The 16,480-nt window shown below is 38.1% G+C and carries 11 protein-coding genes; 9 read left to right on the top strand and 2 right to left on the bottom strand.

Features of this window, described 5'->3' with window-relative positions; genetic code table 11:
* Positions 1-224: 224 nt before the first annotated feature.
* The 3 genes from FHG85_RS09140 (at position 225) to pckA (ending at position 4,902) form a co-directional block, all read left to right on the top strand.
* Positions 225-2,093, top strand: coding sequence for a LysM peptidoglycan-binding domain-containing protein (locus FHG85_RS09140; protein WP_173075125.1), 1,869 nt, complete (start codon positions 225-227; stop codon positions 2,091-2,093).
* A gap of 10 nt (positions 2,094-2,103) precedes the next feature.
* Complete coding sequence (locus FHG85_RS09135) at positions 2,104-3,006, top strand: cation diffusion facilitator family transporter (protein ID WP_173075123.1); 903 nt, start codon at positions 2,104-2,106, stop codon at positions 3,004-3,006.
* Positions 3,007-3,285: 279 nt separating this feature from the next.
* Positions 3,286-4,902, top strand: a complete 1,617-nt coding sequence (gene pckA / locus FHG85_RS09130) for a phosphoenolpyruvate carboxykinase (ATP) (RefSeq protein ID WP_220429272.1) — start codon at positions 3,286-3,288, stop codon at positions 4,900-4,902.
* Between the two features lie 56 nt (positions 4,903-4,958).
* Here the strand turns inward: pckA and FHG85_RS09125 are convergent, their stop codons facing one another.
* A complete protein-coding gene (locus tag FHG85_RS09125) occupies positions 4,959-5,903 on the bottom strand; it encodes a phosphoribosylaminoimidazolesuccinocarboxamide synthase (protein ID WP_173075119.1) in 945 nt (314 codons plus the stop codon).
* Positions 5,904-5,906: 3 nt separating this feature from the next.
* Positions 5,907-6,911: a PhoH family protein gene (locus tag FHG85_RS09120; protein WP_173075117.1), complete on the bottom strand. Its 1,005-nt coding sequence runs from the start codon at positions 6,909-6,911 to the stop codon at positions 5,907-5,909.
* A gap of 162 nt (positions 6,912-7,073) precedes the next feature.
* Here FHG85_RS09120 and FHG85_RS09115 point away from each other — a divergent pair, with 162 nt between their 5' ends.
* The 6 genes from FHG85_RS09115 (at position 7,074) to FHG85_RS09090 (ending at position 16,057) form a co-directional block, all read left to right on the top strand.
* Entirely contained in the window at positions 7,074-7,880 is an 807-nt protein-coding gene (locus FHG85_RS09115; protein WP_173075115.1) for an SAM hydrolase/SAM-dependent halogenase family protein, read from the top strand.
* Positions 7,880-8,671 carry a nucleoside triphosphate pyrophosphohydrolase gene (gene mazG / locus FHG85_RS09110; RefSeq protein WP_394366222.1) on the top strand — a complete coding sequence of 264 codons (792 nt, stop codon included), beginning with the start codon at positions 7,880-7,882 and terminating at the stop codon, positions 8,669-8,671. Before FHG85_RS09115 ends, mazG begins: the two co-directional genes overlap by 1 nt.
* Before the next feature lie 10 nt (positions 8,672-8,681).
* Positions 8,682-9,764, top strand: coding sequence for an ABC transporter permease (locus FHG85_RS09105; protein WP_173075111.1), 1,083 nt, complete (start codon positions 8,682-8,684; stop codon positions 9,762-9,764).
* Between the two features lie 69 nt (positions 9,765-9,833).
* On the top strand, positions 9,834-10,589 hold the full coding sequence (tpiA, locus tag FHG85_RS09100) for a triose-phosphate isomerase (RefSeq protein WP_173075109.1): 756 nt from the start codon (positions 9,834-9,836) through the stop codon (positions 10,587-10,589).
* A gap of 1 nt (position 10,590) precedes the next feature.
* On the top strand, positions 10,591-11,427 hold the full coding sequence (prmA, locus tag FHG85_RS09095; RefSeq protein WP_173075107.1) for a 50S ribosomal protein L11 methyltransferase: 837 nt from the start codon (positions 10,591-10,593) through the stop codon (positions 11,425-11,427).
* Between the two features lie 25 nt (positions 11,428-11,452).
* Positions 11,453-16,057, top strand: a complete 4,605-nt coding sequence (locus FHG85_RS09090) for a hypothetical protein (RefSeq protein ID WP_173075105.1) — start codon at positions 11,453-11,455, stop codon at positions 16,055-16,057.
* Positions 16,058-16,480: the final 423 nt, after the last annotated feature.

The raw sequence follows: 16,480 nt of genomic DNA, 5'->3' as shown, positions 1-16,480 counted from the left end.
TTACTGCAATTTTAAGAAAAATCAACTACAATTGAGCAAAATTAGCAAATAAAAAAATGATAATGCATGCATAAAAATGCAATAACTAGTACTCGAAGCCGTTTTGACTTTGTGTTTGATTTTCCTATTTAGATTGACTTTGGAATTGTATTTGATTACTTATATTTATGATTAATTTTGTAATCTAATTATTTTTGTCGCTTTTGAAACTAAAACATTTTAAGATGTTAAGAAAAATACTTTTTTCTTTTTTAGCCATAACAATCTTATCCACCACACTTTATTCTCAAAATGTTCAGGTCGAAGTTTCGCGCAATAAGGTTAGGGTAGATGGTAAAAGCTATTACGTACATATTGTTAAAAAAGGCGAAACACTTTATTCAATAAGCAAAGCCTATGGTGTTAGTCAATCCGATATTGCTGTAAATAATCCAGATATTTATGCTGGTTTAAAAGTGGGGCAGGCTCTGAAAATTCCTGTAAGAGTTAAAAAGATAGATTCAGACGAGAACTTTATCTACCATATCGTAAAGCGTAAAGAAACCTTGTTTGGTATTTCGAGAATGTACAATGTTACAATTGATGAGATCCTAAACTTAAATCCAGAGGCTAAAGATGGACTTAAAACAAGTCAAACATTAAGAATTCCTAAGAAGCATATTAGTGCAATTCAGAACCAGGCTGCGGTTGATACCATTGATTTTATTATGCATGAGGTTCAGCCGCGCGAGGGTTTATTCGCAATTTCCCGCCAGTATGGGGTTTCACCAAAGGAAATAGAGTTTTATAATTCGGACCTGGTAAAAGGTGGATTAAAATTAGGTACCGTCCTTCGAATTCCGATTAAGAAAAGTGTTGTTGAGCAGCAAGATACTGTAAAACAGGACACCTTAACGCAGATGCTTTCTCAAAAGGGTGTTTGCCAAGATACATTTGATTATGATGGGAGAATGTTTAATGTGGCCCTTTTGCTTCCTTTTACCCAGCAAAAAAAAGATAGTGCAGATGGCGAAAACGAGGGTTTAGAGGAAGAGACCCCTAAGGCTGAGATAAAGAAGATAAGTCAAATTTCTGAGGTGTCTTTAGAGTTTTATGAAGGATTCTTACTGGCTCTCGATACTTTAAAACGCTTAGGTGTTTCTGTATCTTTAAATGCCTACGATACAAAACGTTCGGCAGTGCATGTTAATGAGATTTTAAGCGATGAATCATTCCGTAAAAATGAACTTATAATAGGACCCTTTTTGTACGAGGAGATAAAACCTGTAGCCAAGTATGCAACTGATGAAAAAGTGAATTTTGTTTCTCCAATATATAGCAAAATAGCTCGTTTGGATAAAAGCCAAAATGTGATTTCAGTAAACCAAAACTTTTATGACCAGTTAAGGGTATTTGCTGCCAATTTTGAACCCGATACATCAAAAAACTATGTTGTAGTTTTAGATTCATCTTCATTGATTTATCCAGAAATGTCTGAGTTTGACTCCTTGTTGATGGAAAAGGCAAATGAATATGGCGTTACAATTCAAAAGTTTTTCCACAAAACATCGAGCCTTAACTCTTTTGATTTACAAAGCAGTTTGCTCAAGGTTCTTAATAAAGATAGCGTAAATGTTGTTATTGTTCCTTCGGAAGATGAACCTTTTGTAACAGATATTCTTGGTAGTTTGTATGCAGTGAAATCGTACTATGGGTTAACCACTGAGGTTTATGGTCCATCCCGCTGGCGTAGACTAAAGAACGTACCTTCCGATTATCTTTTCGCTCTTAACACGTGTATTTTCTCTCCGTTTTATGTTGATTACTCAAGAGCCGATGTGAAAAACTTTATTGCTAAGTATAGAGAGACATACAGGGATGAACCATCGCAATTTTCATACTTGGGTTTCGACGTTGGGTACTATTTTATTAGCGCATTGAAGGAGTTTGGTCCAGACTTTTCAAACTGCTTGTCCACATTCCCTATGCAACTTCTACAGTCAGAGTTTAAGTTTAATTTGGTGGACAAAGGGTATATGCTCAATGATGGGCTCTATTTTATTAGGTATAACCCAGATTTCACCTTATCCTATAGCATTTTAGGAACAAAGTAACTTGTTATTCATGGGTGTTGAGTTTGAAAGGAAGGCTTCAAAATTGATTAATAGTGAGGGTTGGGTGGCTATTTTAGCTAACCTTATTCTTTTCTTTTTGAAGTATTGGGCTGGGATAGTATCTGGTTCCTTGGCGTTAATTGCTGATGCGTGGCACACTCTTTCCGATTCAATTAGTTCAGTTATACTACTTATTGGAAATAGGTATACCCGTAAACCTGCCGATAAAGGTCATCCTTTTGGACATGGACGTTCCGAATTGATCACATCAATTCTTATTGGTTCGATTCTTGGCTTTGTCGCGTTTTTCTTTGCATTGGAGGGATACGATAAGCTGCACTCGCACGAAGGCTCAAACTATGGGACTATTGCATTAGCTGTTACAATAATCTCTATACTTACAAAAGAGGCTTTGGCCCAGTATGCTTTTTTTGTGGGGCGTAAAACTAAGTCTAATTCAGTGATTGCCGATGGTTGGCATCATAGGAGCGATGCGTTTTCCTCAGTTATAGTGCTGGTAGGGATTTTTGTAGGCAAGTATTTCTGGTGGATAGATGGTGCTTTAAGTATTGCAGTTGCGCTGTTAATATTGTATTCTGGGTTTAAAATTATTGCCGATAGTGCTTCGGTTATTCTGGGTGAAAGGCCTGATCCTGCTACAATTGAGTCTGTGAAAAAAATTGTAAATCGTTTGGGAATTGATGGTATGGCACCACATCATTTCCATATTCATAACTATGTGATGCACCATGAGCTAACATTTCATGTTCGTTTGCCAAACGAAATGTCTATTGAACAAGCTCATCGCATTGTATCAAATATTGAAAGTGTGATTCTCAATGAGTTAGGAATTGATGCAACTATTCACATTGAGCCATTTATTACCGATAAGAACTGCAAGCATATTGATTAGTAATTTCTGTTTTTTTTTATTTTCAAGCCCTTAGGTCTTGTTTGTGACTGTTGTTCATTGATGAATGTCAATCTTTTTGTATTTGTTGAAAATATCAATATATATGTATATATTGATTGATAAAGTTTGTTATATTTGCAATGGTTTGAGTTGCTATTTGTAACTCGAGCTTTTGTTTTTGGTAATAAAGTGAAATAAAATTCGCGATTTGTTTGAATTGTATTAAGTAAAACGTTTAAATTTGCTATAAAATATCAACTTGTTGTAGTTCTTAAAATTATCAAAATGGTCGATTTGTCGAAATATGGAATCAATTCTGTTAAGAAGTTGTATTATAACCCATCGTACGATTTGCTCTATGAGCATGAAACAGACCCAAGCCTAGAAGGGTTCGAGCGAGGAGTTGTCACCAAATTAGGTGCCGTAAATGTTGATACTGGCATTTTTACTGGCCGTTCCCCAAAAGATAAGTATGTTGTTAAAGAACCTGCAACGGAAAAAGATGTTTGGTGGGCAGAACTTGGAAAGAAGGGGTCCGACAATAAACCTATTTCGCAGGAAGTTTGGAATAAACTTAAGGAAGTTAGCGTTGAACAGCTTAATGGGAAAAAGCTATATGTTGTTGATGCTTTTGCTGGTGCAAATGAGGATTCAAGGTTAAGGGTTAGGTTTGTTATGGAGGTTGCCTGGCAGGCTCATTTTGTTAAAAACATGTTTATTCGCCCAACCGAGGATGAACTTAAAGATTTTGAACCCGATTTTGTTGTTCTTGTAGCTTCAAAAGCAACCAACCCCTACTGGAAGGAGCAAAATCTTAACAGTGAGGTATTTGTTGCATTTCACCTTACTGAGCGGATGGCGTTAATTGGTGGCACTTGGTATGGGGGTGAAATGAAAAAGGGTATCTTTTCTGTTATGAATTTTTATCTACCTTTAAAGGGTATTGCAACTATGCACTGTAGTGCCAACGTGGGGAAAGATGGCGATGTGGCTGTTTTTTTTGGTCTTTCTGGTACTGGTAAAACAACCCTCTCAGCCGACCCTAATCGTGCACTTATTGGCGACGATGAGCATGGTTGGGACGATTCGGGCGTTTTCAACTTTGAAGGCGGTTGCTATGCAAAATGCATCGACCTTGACCCTGAAAAGGAACCAGATATTTTTGCAGCTATCAAGAGGGATGCGCTGTTAGAGAATCTAGATGTTGATGAGGAGGGTAACATTGATTTCCATTCTAAGCGTAAAACAGAAAATACGAGAGTTTCATATCCTATTTATCACATTAAAAACATTGTTAAGCCTGTTTCGCGTGCGGGCCATGCCAAGAATGTTATTTTCCTAACTGCTGATGCTTTTGGTGTATTGCCTCCAGTGGCAAGGCTTACCCCAAATCAAACACAGTATCACTTCCTGAGCGGATTTACTGCTAAACTTGCAGGTACAGAAAGGGGAATATTAGAACCCCAACCAACTTTTAGCAGCTGTTTTGGACAAGCATTCTTGATGCTGCATCCTACAGTTTATGCTCGTGAGCTGGTTAAAAAGATGCAAGAGCATGGTTCTAAAGCGTATTTAGTTAATACTGGATGGATCGGTGGTGCATATGGAGTGGGGAAGCGAATAGACCTAAAATCAACTCGAGCCATAATTAATGCGATTCTTGATGGAAGCATTGAGAATGAGGATTTTGAGATCCTGCCAATTTTTAATCTCCAAATTCCAAAATCATTACATGGGGTGGATTCAAAACTGCTTAATCCTCGTAATCTTTGGGAAGTGCCCGAAGAGTGGGATGCCGCTGCAAGAGATTTGGCTCAAAAGTTTATTGATAATTTCAATAACTTTACCGATAACGAATGGGGACAGCGACTAGTTGCTGCTGGCCCAACTTTATAAAGAGTGGCAAATGAAAAGAGGCTATCGGAAACGATAGCCTCTTTTTTTTGTTGGAGTTATATGGTTTTTAAAAAGTTAACAACGTTACTCTCAATTCTTTCAAGTATGTTGTCGTTGCTAGATCTTTGGAATTTATCGCCAGTAATTTTTTCAAAAAGTTCAATGTAGCGTTCCGAAACCTCTTCAACAAATTCTGGGGTCATTTCGGGAACTTTTTGTCCTTCTTTACCTTGAAAGCCATTTGCCATAAGCCATTCGCGAACAAATTCTTTTGAAAGCTGACGCTGATCTTCTCCTTTTTCAAAACGCTCCTGATAGCCATCTTTGTAAAAGTAGCGTGATGAATCGGGTGTGTGAATTTCATCAATCAGGTAAATCTTGCCATCTTTTTTGCCAAACTCGTATTTTGTGTCAACAAGTATAAGGCCCATTTTTTCAGCCATTTGGGTTCCGCGTTCAAATAGCTCAAGAGAGTCTTTTTCTAAAAGGTTGTATTCTTCTTCGCTTACCAATCCTTTTGCAATAATCTCCTCGCGTGAAATATCCTCGTCGTGTCCTTCGTCGGCTTTTGTAGTAGGAGTGATTATTGGTTTAGGGAACTTCTGGTGTTCGCGCATCCCTTCTGGCAGGGGAACGCCACAAAGAGTTCTTTTACCAGCTTTATACTCGCGCCAAGCATGCCCGGTTAGGTAACCTCTAACTACCATTTCTACCTTAAAAGGTTCGCAGAAGTGTCCAACGGTCACCATCGGGTCAGGAGAACCTATTTTCCAGTTTGGAACAATGTCGGATGTTGCATCTAGGAACTTGGTGGCAATTTGGTTTAGTACCTGTCCTTTATAAGGAATTCCCTTAGGTAGAACAACGTCAAATGCCGATATCCTATCGGTTACAACCATTACAAGGAATTTGTTTTGAATGTTGTAAACATCCCTCACTTTCCCATGATAGACCGATACTTGTCCTGGAAAGTTAAATTCGGTGCGAGTAATTGCTTCCATTTTTTATTTGTTATTTAGGTTTGAGTGATTTTTCTTGTCATCGTCTTCATCTTTTTTGTCAATCCCTTCAAATGCGTTTACAATATATTTAACCAGCTTGTGGCGTATTATGTCACGTGTGTCAAAGTAAATTATAGCAATATCGTTTATTCCATCAAGTAGTTTTATTGCTTTTAAAAGGCCCGAATCATTCTTGTTTGGTAAGTCAATCTGAGTGATATCTCCCGTTACAATGAATTTGGCGTTATTTCCCATTCTGGTGAGAAACATTTTTAGCTGGCTTAAAGTTGTATTCTGTGCCTCATCAAGAATTACAAAAGCATTGTCGAGTGTGCGGCCACGCATATAAGCTAGAGGGGCAATTTGGACCGTTCCATCCTCCATGTACTCTTGCAACTTGCGGGCAGGAATCATATCGTTTAGCGCATCGTAGAGGGGCTGGAGGTATGGGTCAAGCTTTTCCTTCATATCGCCTGGGAGAAAACCTAAACGTTCTCCAGCTTCAACTGCTGGTCGTGTCAAAATTATTCTTTTTACCTCTTTGTTTTTAAGAGCCCTTACGGCTAGCGCAATGGCAGTATATGTTTTACCTGATCCTGCTGGGCCTATAGCAAAGATTAGGTCGTTTTTGTCGTACAGTTCTACCAACTGACGCTGATTTACCGTTCTGGCTTTAATCAGCTTTCCATGGTTGCCATAAACTAAAACGTCGGAAATGTCCTCCTCGGCTTTATTTATCGAATCGGGATTATCCTGCAAAATATCCTTAATATTTGTTTCTCCTAGATAGCCATACTTTATGTAGAATTGCACCATCGTGTGTAGTTTCCTATCTAGGTCTTCTATTAGGTCTTCATCGCCAATAACTTTTATAATATCGCCACGACCAACAATCTTAAGCTTTGGATAGTGTTTTGTGATGATTTCAAAACGAGTGTTGTTAACCCCGTATAAAACTAATGGGTCTATACCCTCTATTATGATAATTCTTTCTCCTGTCATTAGCATTTAAATTACTTTTGCAAAGATACTTCAAAACCAAATAATCTTTTTATCGATTTGTAATGCAAATATCAAAACTTACTAACAAATAATTAGTTAGTAAGTTTGCTGGAATTCATGCTATTTTTATTAATTTTCCGAGTTAACTTTGTAAGAATTTTCTTTTTTATGACAAGCCAGAGTACACGAATTATTTCTCTAACTACCGATTGGGGCAACAAGGATTATTACCTTGGAATGCTTACCGGTAAGGTGTATTCTGTGTCTACTAATCTGAAACTTGTTGAGCTTAGCCATAGTGTCCCCTCGTTTAATTATAAGCATGCTGCTTTTTTAATGCGACACTCTTTTCGTTTTTTCCCTGAAGGCTCAATTCATGTTTGCATGGTAAATGCCGATACTGCCGATAATGAAAGAATGTTGGTTTTTGAATATGAAAAACATTTCTTCATTGTTCCCGATAATGGAGTAATCTCTTTGATAACAGATTATCTACCTAACTCAATATTTGGGGTTCCTATTGACAGCACAACGAGTTTTGGTTCGCTTGACTCGGTTACTATTGCAATTGAGGCTTTGCTATCTGATAGCACATTGACCGATTTCGCAATTGAGGCATCTGAAATTAAGCGATTTACTCAGCTTATGCCAGTTCCCGAACAGGATGGATTAACTGGAAGCGTAATCTATCTCGATTCATATTTGAACGCAATTACAAATATTACTTTCGACGATTTTGAGATGTACAGGCAATCGCGCAAGTTTGTCATATATGTCCAAAGCTATTCTCATGGGATAAACAGGTTGAGCAAATCCTATAAGGATGTTGAGAAGGGCGATTTGCTTGCACTTTTCAATTCTCTTGGATTGCTTGAAATTGCCATTCGCGAAGGATATGCAGCCCAAATGTATAACTTGTCGGTTGGCTCTAATATTATGGTGCGTTTTTTTGAAGATGAAAAAATTCTTAAATGATGACAAATAAAAGGAAAGATGAAGCCGTAAAGGCTTTTTTAAGGTTGCTTGAAATAATGGACGACCTACGCGAAAAGTGCCCCTGGGATAGGGAGCAAACATTGGAATCAATTCGTCCGTTGACCATTGAGGAAACCTATGAGCTTTCAGAAGGTATTCTGGAGAAGGATTTCAGCACAATAAAAAAAGAGCTGGGTGATATTCTTTTACACATAGTTTTCTATTCCAAAATTGCAGAGGAGGACAAGCAATTCGATGTTGTTGATGTTATCAATTCACTTTGCGATAAGCTAATTTATCGTCACCCTCATATCTATGGAGATGTTAAGGTTGGAGGTACAAATGATGTTTTAGAAAATTGGGAGCAGCTAAAAATTAAGGAAAAGGATGGGAATAAAACCGTACTATCTGGTGTTCCTTCATCGTTGCCGGCTCTAATTAAAGCAAATCGGATTCAGGAAAAGGTGCGTGCTGTAGGTTTTGATTGGGATGAACGCTCTCAGGTCTGGGATAAGGTTCAGGAGGAACTTAATGAGTTAAAGCATGAGGTTGAGGTGAATACCTCCGATGAGGATATCGAACTTGAATTTGGTGACCTTCTCTTTTCTATAGTTAATGCTGCTAGGCTTTATGGTGTTGACCCAGAGACAGCCCTTGAACGAACAAACCGTAAGTTCATGAAACGTTTTGGCTATCTTGAGCAGGAAACAATAAAGCAAGGAAAGTCGCTAAAAGAGATGACTCTTGATGAGATGAATAAGATTTGGGAAGAGGCTAAGCGTTACGACTAATATCTAACATATGATTTTATACCTACTTCGGAAAATACTTTACACCTTTCTTGTGGTTTTTGGAGTAGCCACTCTCATTTTTGCTCTTTTTAACCTTATACCTGGTGATCCTGCTCGTATGGTTCTTGGCCAACGAACCGATTCTCTATCTATTCAAGCTGCCCGTTCCGATTTGGGTCTCGATTTGCCTGTTTGGAAACAGTATGTAAAGTACATTAATGACATTTCACCAATATCATTTCATGAATTAAATGATAAATCGAGTTATATGTACTACAATCCTGAAGCCTATGGTGATGGAATAAAGGTTATTTCGCTTGGGAATGGGGAGGCAATCTTCTTAAAGGTACCCTATTTACGCCGTTCATATCAAAGCCGACAACCAATTTCTGAAATAATTTCTAACACATTACCAAACACGTTTTATTTAGCTCTTGCTGCAATTGTTTTTGCAACAATATTTGGAATCAGTATGGGGGTTCTTGCTGCCATTTTTAAGGATACTTTTTGGGATAGGTTGTTGCTCGTGAATTCAGCATTGGGAATGGCGCTTCCTTCCTTTTTTGCTGCAATTCTCATTGGTTGGCTTTTTGCCATTGTTTTAGGAAAATTTACTGGGCTGAACTTAACGGGAAATTTATGGGAGGTTGATGATTTGGGCGAAGGCGTGCATTTAAGGTTGCAAAACCTAATTCTTCCAGCATTAACCCTTGGTTTAAGACCTCTAGGTGTTATTACCCAGCTAATGCGTAGCTCGTTGCTCGAAACCCTGAGCCAGGATTATATTCGCACGGCTAAAGCAAAAGGATTAAATAAAAGGGCAATAATATTCCGTCATGCCCTACGGAATTCGTTAAATCCTGTTGTTACATCAATCTCTGGTTGGTTCGCTTCCATGATGGCAGGTGTTATATTTGTTGAATACATATTTAGCTGGAAAGGTCTTGGATATATTATGGTAAACGCATTAAATAGTTACGATGTTCCGCTTGTGGTAGGATGTGTGCTTACCATTGCAGTGATTTTTAGCTTGGTCAACCTACTGGTTGATATTATTTATGGCATACTTGACCCAAGGGTACGATTGGGGTAAATAGTCCGAGAATTATTGTAAATTTGTTAAACGTCAATTGGATTTTTTGATTAACTAATATATACTGAGATGAGAAAAAAGATTGTTGCAGGTAACTGGAAAATGAACACTCTTCCAGTTGAGGGTTTAGCGTTAGCCAAAGATGTGATTTCTAGTTCGGCTGGTGTGCCTAATGATGTAGAGCTAGTTGTTATTCCCCCTTTTACCCATTTGAATGAGGTGTCAAAGCTTGCAAGCGGAACACGTGTTGCAGTTGGTGCTCAAAATTGTGCGCGTTGGGAAAAAGGGGCTTATACCGGTGAGGTTTCTGCTTCCATGCTGAAGGCTCTTGGCTTAAAATATGTTATCGTCGGTCATTCGGAACGTAGAGAGTATTTTGGCGAGACCAATCAGCATCTTTTCGAAAAAATTGTACTTGCCCATAAACACGATTTAATTCCAATTTTCTGTTGTGGTGAAAAACTCCAGGAACGTGAATCGAATACCCATTTCGACGTGGTGAAGGTTCAGGTTGAAGAGGCACTTTTTAAACTTGATGAGAGTAGTATTAAAAATGTGGTGATTGCTTATGAGCCTGTTTGGGCAATTGGAACTGGCAAAACAGCTACAGCCGAACAAGCTCAGGAAATGCATGCATACATTAGAAAGTTGTTAGCCGATAAGTATGGTAACGATGTGGCTAACTCAATCAGTATCCTTTATGGCGGGAGTTGCAAGCCATCGAATGCTGCCGAGATTTTTGCAAAACCCGATGTTGATGGGGGATTGATTGGAGGCGCGTCGTTAGTAGCAAGCGATTTTGTTGCCATTGCCAAATCGTTCTAATATGAGCTATACAGAATTTAGAATTACAGTAGAACCTTATTCTAGCGATACCGTAGACATAATTATAGCCCAACTTTCGGAGTTGGGCTTTGAAAGTTTTATGGAGGCGGAACCAGAACTGTTGGCATACATTCAAACCAATAGGTTAAAGGATTTGCCTTCTAATTTCTTTGCTCTGATTATCCTTCCCAATGATGCTCAAATTGAAGTTAAGCGCCAGGAAATACTCGATAAGAATTGGAACGAGGTTTGGGAATCAAATTTTGAGCCTATTATCGTTGATAATCGGTGCTTAGTAAGAGCATCTTTTCATCATGATACCCCTAATGTCGATTACGAGATTGTGATTGACCCCAAAATGGCTTTTGGAACTGGCCACCATCAAACTACTTCGCTCATGATTTCGGCTCTGCTTAATAGCCAGGTTGATGGTTTGTCGGTTTTAGACATGGGATGTGGGACTGGAGTGTTAGCTATCCTTGCTGAAATGCGAGGCGCCAAATCAGTCGTAGCTATCGATAACGATGAATGGGCTTACCGAAATACCTTGGAAAATATTAAACTTAATGGATGTGAAAGAATAAAAGCTTTTCTAGGTGATGCTAACCTGCTAAAGGAGTACAAGTTCGATATAATCCTTGCTAATATCAATTTAAACATCCTCATTGCTGACTTATCAAAATATGCCAATTCTTTGAAAGATTATGGAAAAATCTTTATGAGTGGTATTTTAAAAGACGATGTTGATACGCTTGAAATGGAAGCATCTAAAAATGGTTTATCGCCAATAGATGTACAGTTTAAAGATGGTTGGGCTATGGTTTCCTTCAAAAAATAGATATTCGTTCTAAAATGGTATAAGAATGATTGTTATGCATAGTCAGGTGAGTCTAAAAAGGGTAAGAAAGGTTGTTGCAACAGCCATTTTGGTTGTAATTGCTGCTTCGGTAATTTTTGGTTTGGCAAAACCCGAAGACGATAAGTTCTCTGGCGACGTCCTTCTTTTCCCCGCCGAACTCAACTCGTTGATTAACGATAACGTAAAGGATAAGAATGAAGATTTTCTAAAAGGATTTTCACCTTTTTGGCTTTCCGACACCATTGATGTTGAAAGTAAAAAGTCAATTGTAAGCGCTGCTAACGAAATCTTGGATATCTTACCCGATGATAAATCGTTTATCCTGAACTATGTAAAACTTATTGCAAAGTTTTATCGCAATCAGTATGCTCAATCGCAGTATTCAAATTGGTTTGGATATCTTGAGAATAAGCTCCATGAAAAAGCTTTAAAAGCAAACAGCTTTTACTCATTAGTTAAACTTACTGAGGCTATTATCGACAGTTCAACCATTTCAATAAACACTTCTCATCACTGGAAGGTTTATCCTCGTAATGGCTACATCTTTAAAGGCGATGGAGTTCTTAAGGTACGGTTTGAAACTCCAATTTTATTGGTTTGCCATAATAATAGGAAGGATAGCATTATCGTTAAAGAAGCTGAAGGTGAGGTCGATTTACTTAACCAAATCTGGCATGGAAGGAAAGGGAAAACTACGTGGTTCCGTGCAGGGTTTGATGATGAGAAAGTTTATGCTTCTTACAACCATCATCTAATCAATTTATCGCAAAATGAGTTCTCTGTCGATTCTGCGCAACTTTACTACCCCGAATATTTCAAAAAGCCTGTGCTTGGAAGGCTAACCGACAAGGTTACACCTATCTATAGGGATGGCCAGGTTGATTATCCTCAATTCAATCCATACAAGAAGATATTCGAAATAAAAAACATTTTTCCTAGAATTGATTACGCTGGTAATTTCCAGATAAAAGGTTCCCGCATGGAGGGAATAGGTCCTGATGGTAGCCTGGCTAAAGTAACCATTAAAAGAAATGGCAAACCATTTATGACCTCGCGCGGACGAATTGTCCTAATTGAACAGTCTAGGCTTTCAGCCGATAAGGCCGAAGTGGTATTTTATATTGATAGCGACTCAATTTACCATAGCGGCCTTTATTTTGCCTACCACAACTCTAACAAAACAGTAACCGTTAATACAACTGATAGGCTTACAACGCAGAGTCCTTTTTATAGCTCATATCATAAGATTAATCTTTGGGTAAATCAAATAACTTGGAATATTGAATCCGATGAGCTGCAATTTGGTAGCGGATTTGGAACTGTTATCTCAAATGCCGAATTCGAATCGGAAAACTTTTTCAACCAAGAGCTGTTTGATAGGATGATGGGGGCGAGTAACTTCCATCCTGTGCTGACAATTTGGAATTACACTCGAAAAATTAAAAGCAATACGTTTTTAGCTTCCGACCTGGCCGTTCATGTTCATCGTGCTCCAGAAGAAGTTAAGATTGAGATGATGCGCCTGGCCAAAAAGGGGTATGTGCTTTATAATTTTGAAACCGACGAGGTTACCATTACCAAAAAGTTGAAATACAACGTAATGGCTCGTTTCGGCAAAACCGATTTTGATGTAATTCATTTTTTCTCTAAAACTGACGGGGCTAAACCAAATGCACGCTTGAACCTTAATAATCTAAATCTTTTTATTGATGGGGTTGAAAGAATCTCAGTGAGCGATTCGCAAAATGTATTTATCTCGCCTTATAAAAATAAAATTACATTTCAAAAAAATAGAAACTTCCAGTTCGCTGGGAATGTAAGGGCAGGTTTGTTTACATTTTATGGGAAATCGTTTCAGTTTGATTATTCAAAATTCAAAATTGAACTCAATAAGGTTGATTCTCTTCTTATTGATTACCAAACAAACTACCGCGATAATTATGGCCGAAGGATTTTACAGGGTGTAGCCAATGCTCTTCATATTATTTCTGGCGATATTTTAATTGATAAACCTTACAATAAATCGGGTAGGGAGTACAATCCTGAGTATCCAATTTTTAACTGTACAAGTAAATCGTATGTTTATTACGATGCCCCTGAAATTTATGGAGGGGTTTATAAACGCGATTCTTTCTATTTTGAAATTCTGCCTTTTGTCTACAAGAATATGGATAACTTTGAAAAGGCAGACATGAATTTTAAAGGAATCCTTTATTCGGGAAATATCTTAGCCCCAATTGAGGAAACTTTAAGAATTCGGCCCGATAACTCTTTGGGATTTGTTACTAAAACCCCATCCGAAGGCATGGCTGTTTATAAGGGGAAGGGTAGGGTGTTTAATAAAATTGATTTGAGCAACAAGGGGCTAAATATAAATGGAAGTATCAGTTACATTACTTCTGTTACCGAATCCGATAGCATGACTCTTTTTCCCGATTCTATGATTACACGTTCTTCACGCTTTACAATAGCAAAGCGTGAAACGGGAATAGAGTTTCCAAATGTAAAAGGGGGTGAACACCAAATTAAATGGTTGCCAAAGTCCGATAAAATGTATGTTTCAAAAGGTAAGTCGCCTTTTGTAATGTACGATAGCCTTGCTGTGTTAAAGGGGAATTTGCTATTGCAGCCATTAGGGCTTGTTGGCGATGGCGAGGTACGCGTTCCAGATGGTAAACTAATTGCACAGCAATTTGACTTTTCATCTAACACTTTCCAAACCAAGGAGAGTTCACTCACAATTTACAAAACAAATACCGATAGCATCGCTCTCAACTCCGACAAGGTAAAAGCGCTAGTCAACTTTAGCACTATGAAAACCGAAGTGGCTCGTGTTGACAAAAGCATTTTTGCAACTCTCGATGCATTGCGTTACGACACCTATAACGACCGCTTTGAGTGGGATATGAAAAAGCATGTTGTGTCGTTTGAAACAATTTTCCCACAAGAGGATGTTGTGGCTGGGAAATTCAGAGTTAGTAACATGTTAGATGCCGATAGCATCCCACGTGGCTCCCTGTTCTACAGCACAAAGTTTTCCGAAGATTCTCTGTATTTTTTCTCACCTAAAGCAAAATATAATACAACCAATATCACTCTTGCTGCCGATAGCGTGAACTATATCTTCACTGCCGATGCAACGGTTTATCCTTACAGGAAAAAGGTTGTTGTCGATTCAAAAATTCGAATGCATAAATTAAAGAGAGCTGCAATAAAGGCAAACAATTATACGGCATATCATAGATTTCACGATGCTGAAATTAGAATTAATGGCCGAAAAAGTTATGGAGGCTCAGCATATTACGATTACATTGATGAGAGGGATTCTGTTCAAACAATTTTCTTCCCTAAGGTATATTCCGATAATAACATGAACACTTTTGCTGAGGGTACACTTACTGAGCCCGATAGCTTTAAGTTAAGCCCTGAATTTGCCTTTATTGGGCAAGTTAGCCTTTCGGCTCCTGAAAAAGATTTGTTTTTCAAAGGTGGTGCAAAGCCTATTTATAGTTGTCCAGGTACAATAGCCAATTGGTTGAAATTCGAAGCCCAAATAAATTCAAAGCATGTGCTAATTCCTGTTAGCCCTAAACCAGTTAATCTTAATCTACATAGACTTATTAGTGGTACAGCTATTGCCATGGATTCGCTTAAACTTTATGGTGGTTTGCTAAGAAGTAGAAAATATTGGGAAGATTCCGCCCTAGTACATGCATGGGGATATATGGATTTTAACAATAAGAATCGTAGGTTCACCTTAGCACCACTATACAAACTTGATAATCCTGATACAACTGGTAATAGCGTTAGCTTACAAAAGGACTACTGTTGGGTTTTTGAGGAAGGTAACGTTGTTTTACCTATTGACCTTGAAAGAATACAGACTAAAATCTATGGAAGTACTATTCATAAACTTAAAACTAATGAGGCAACTATTAATGCTATAATTAAGTTTGATTTCCACTTTAATCAGAAGTCATTAGAGGCAATGGCAAATCAAATTGGTGGCGCAATAACTGCAGAACAGGTCGATTTGAAAAGAAAACTTTATCGAAAAATGCTTTACGATTGGCTTACTCCCGATGAACTACCGTTAGCCCTAAACCAAATATCGTTATTTGGAGCGCCTACCCAAACCCCCAAAAGCCTTGAAAGCACAATAACCCTTGCTGATGTTAAGCTTAAGTGGGATGCAAAACGAAAGTCCTTCGTTTCGGAAGGTAAGCTAGGAATTGGCACAATTGGTAATATCCAAGTAAATAGGTATGTAAACGGTTTTCTTGAGTTTTATAAAGGCCGAAACCGCGATTGGATGATTCTTCATATTCATCTCGGCGATAACGAGTACTATTCTTTTTACTATGTAAACGGGGTGATGTATGTTAATGCCACAAATCCAGAGTTTTATAACCCAATTGATATGCAAAAAGCCCGTGAACGAAGGGTTAAAGCCGATAAGCGAGGGAGAAGCTTCAAATATATGATTGGTTCAAAACGTGAACTAAACAGGGCATTGAAGCGGTATAAAGAAATTGCATTTGGTATTAAGTCCGATGCTAAAGATAATGAACCTGTGGAAGAAAATGGAAGTGAGTCAAATGATGATTAAACATTAGTTAAGAAGTCAACCTAAATGACATATTCATTGGATCGGGAGATTTCCCTTTTTGCCTTTTTAAATTCTTAATGTGAGGTATTCTGTTATGCCCTGTATGTAAATTGTTTCTTGGGAATTTTTTCGAGCATGGGTTTCTAGACCTCAATGCTGGTTTTTAGGTTTCATTATTGTATGAGTCGGCATCGTATTAGGAAATTTTACAATCGCTAAATCCTACCTATGTGGCAAGAAATCTAATTCATGCCAAAAAGAATGATTAAAACCATGTTCGAAACATTAAAAACAATACAAGAAACACTGTATCATTCCGAAACGTTTTTAACTTCCTCTAGCTTCCTCAAATTCCTCCGCGAAAGATGCGTCGGCTACGCTCGGCATGACAATATCTTCCGATTATTTCCGATTCATTCCGAA

The organism is Tenuifilum thalassicum (assembly GCF_013265555.1).
GTDB lineage: Bacteria > Bacteroidota > Bacteroidia > Bacteroidales > Tenuifilaceae > Tenuifilum > Tenuifilum thalassicum.
The sequence above is the reverse complement of the archived record's forward strand: the minus strand, read 5'-3'. Positions and strand labels throughout refer to the sequence as shown.

Coding starts and splice junctions, on each gene's coding strand:
- FHG85_RS09140 (WP_173075125.1), top strand. CDS start 225: ATGTTAAGAAAAATACTTTTTTCTTTTTTAGCCATAACAATCTTATCC.
- tpiA (WP_173075109.1), top strand. CDS start 9,834: ATGAGAAAAAAGATTGTTGCAGGTAACTGGAAAATGAACACTCTTCCA.
- FHG85_RS09135 (WP_173075123.1), top strand. CDS start 2,104: ATGGGTGTTGAGTTTGAAAGGAAGGCTTCAAAATTGATTAATAGTGAG.
- FHG85_RS09125 (WP_173075119.1), bottom strand. CDS start 5,903: ATGGAAGCAATTACTCGCACCGAATTTAACTTTCCAGGACAAGTATCG.
- prmA (WP_173075107.1), top strand. CDS start 10,591: ATGAGCTATACAGAATTTAGAATTACAGTAGAACCTTATTCTAGCGAT.
- mazG (WP_394366222.1), top strand. CDS start 7,880: ATGACAAATAAAAGGAAAGATGAAGCCGTAAAGGCTTTTTTAAGGTTG.
- FHG85_RS09090 (WP_173075105.1), top strand. CDS start 11,453: ATGATTGTTATGCATAGTCAGGTGAGTCTAAAAAGGGTAAGAAAGGTT.
- FHG85_RS09105 (WP_173075111.1), top strand. CDS start 8,682: ATGATTTTATACCTACTTCGGAAAATACTTTACACCTTTCTTGTGGTT.
- FHG85_RS09120 (WP_173075117.1), bottom strand. CDS start 6,911: ATGCTAATGACAGGAGAAAGAATTATCATAATAGAGGGTATAGACCCA.
- FHG85_RS09115 (WP_173075115.1), top strand. CDS start 7,074: ATGACAAGCCAGAGTACACGAATTATTTCTCTAACTACCGATTGGGGC.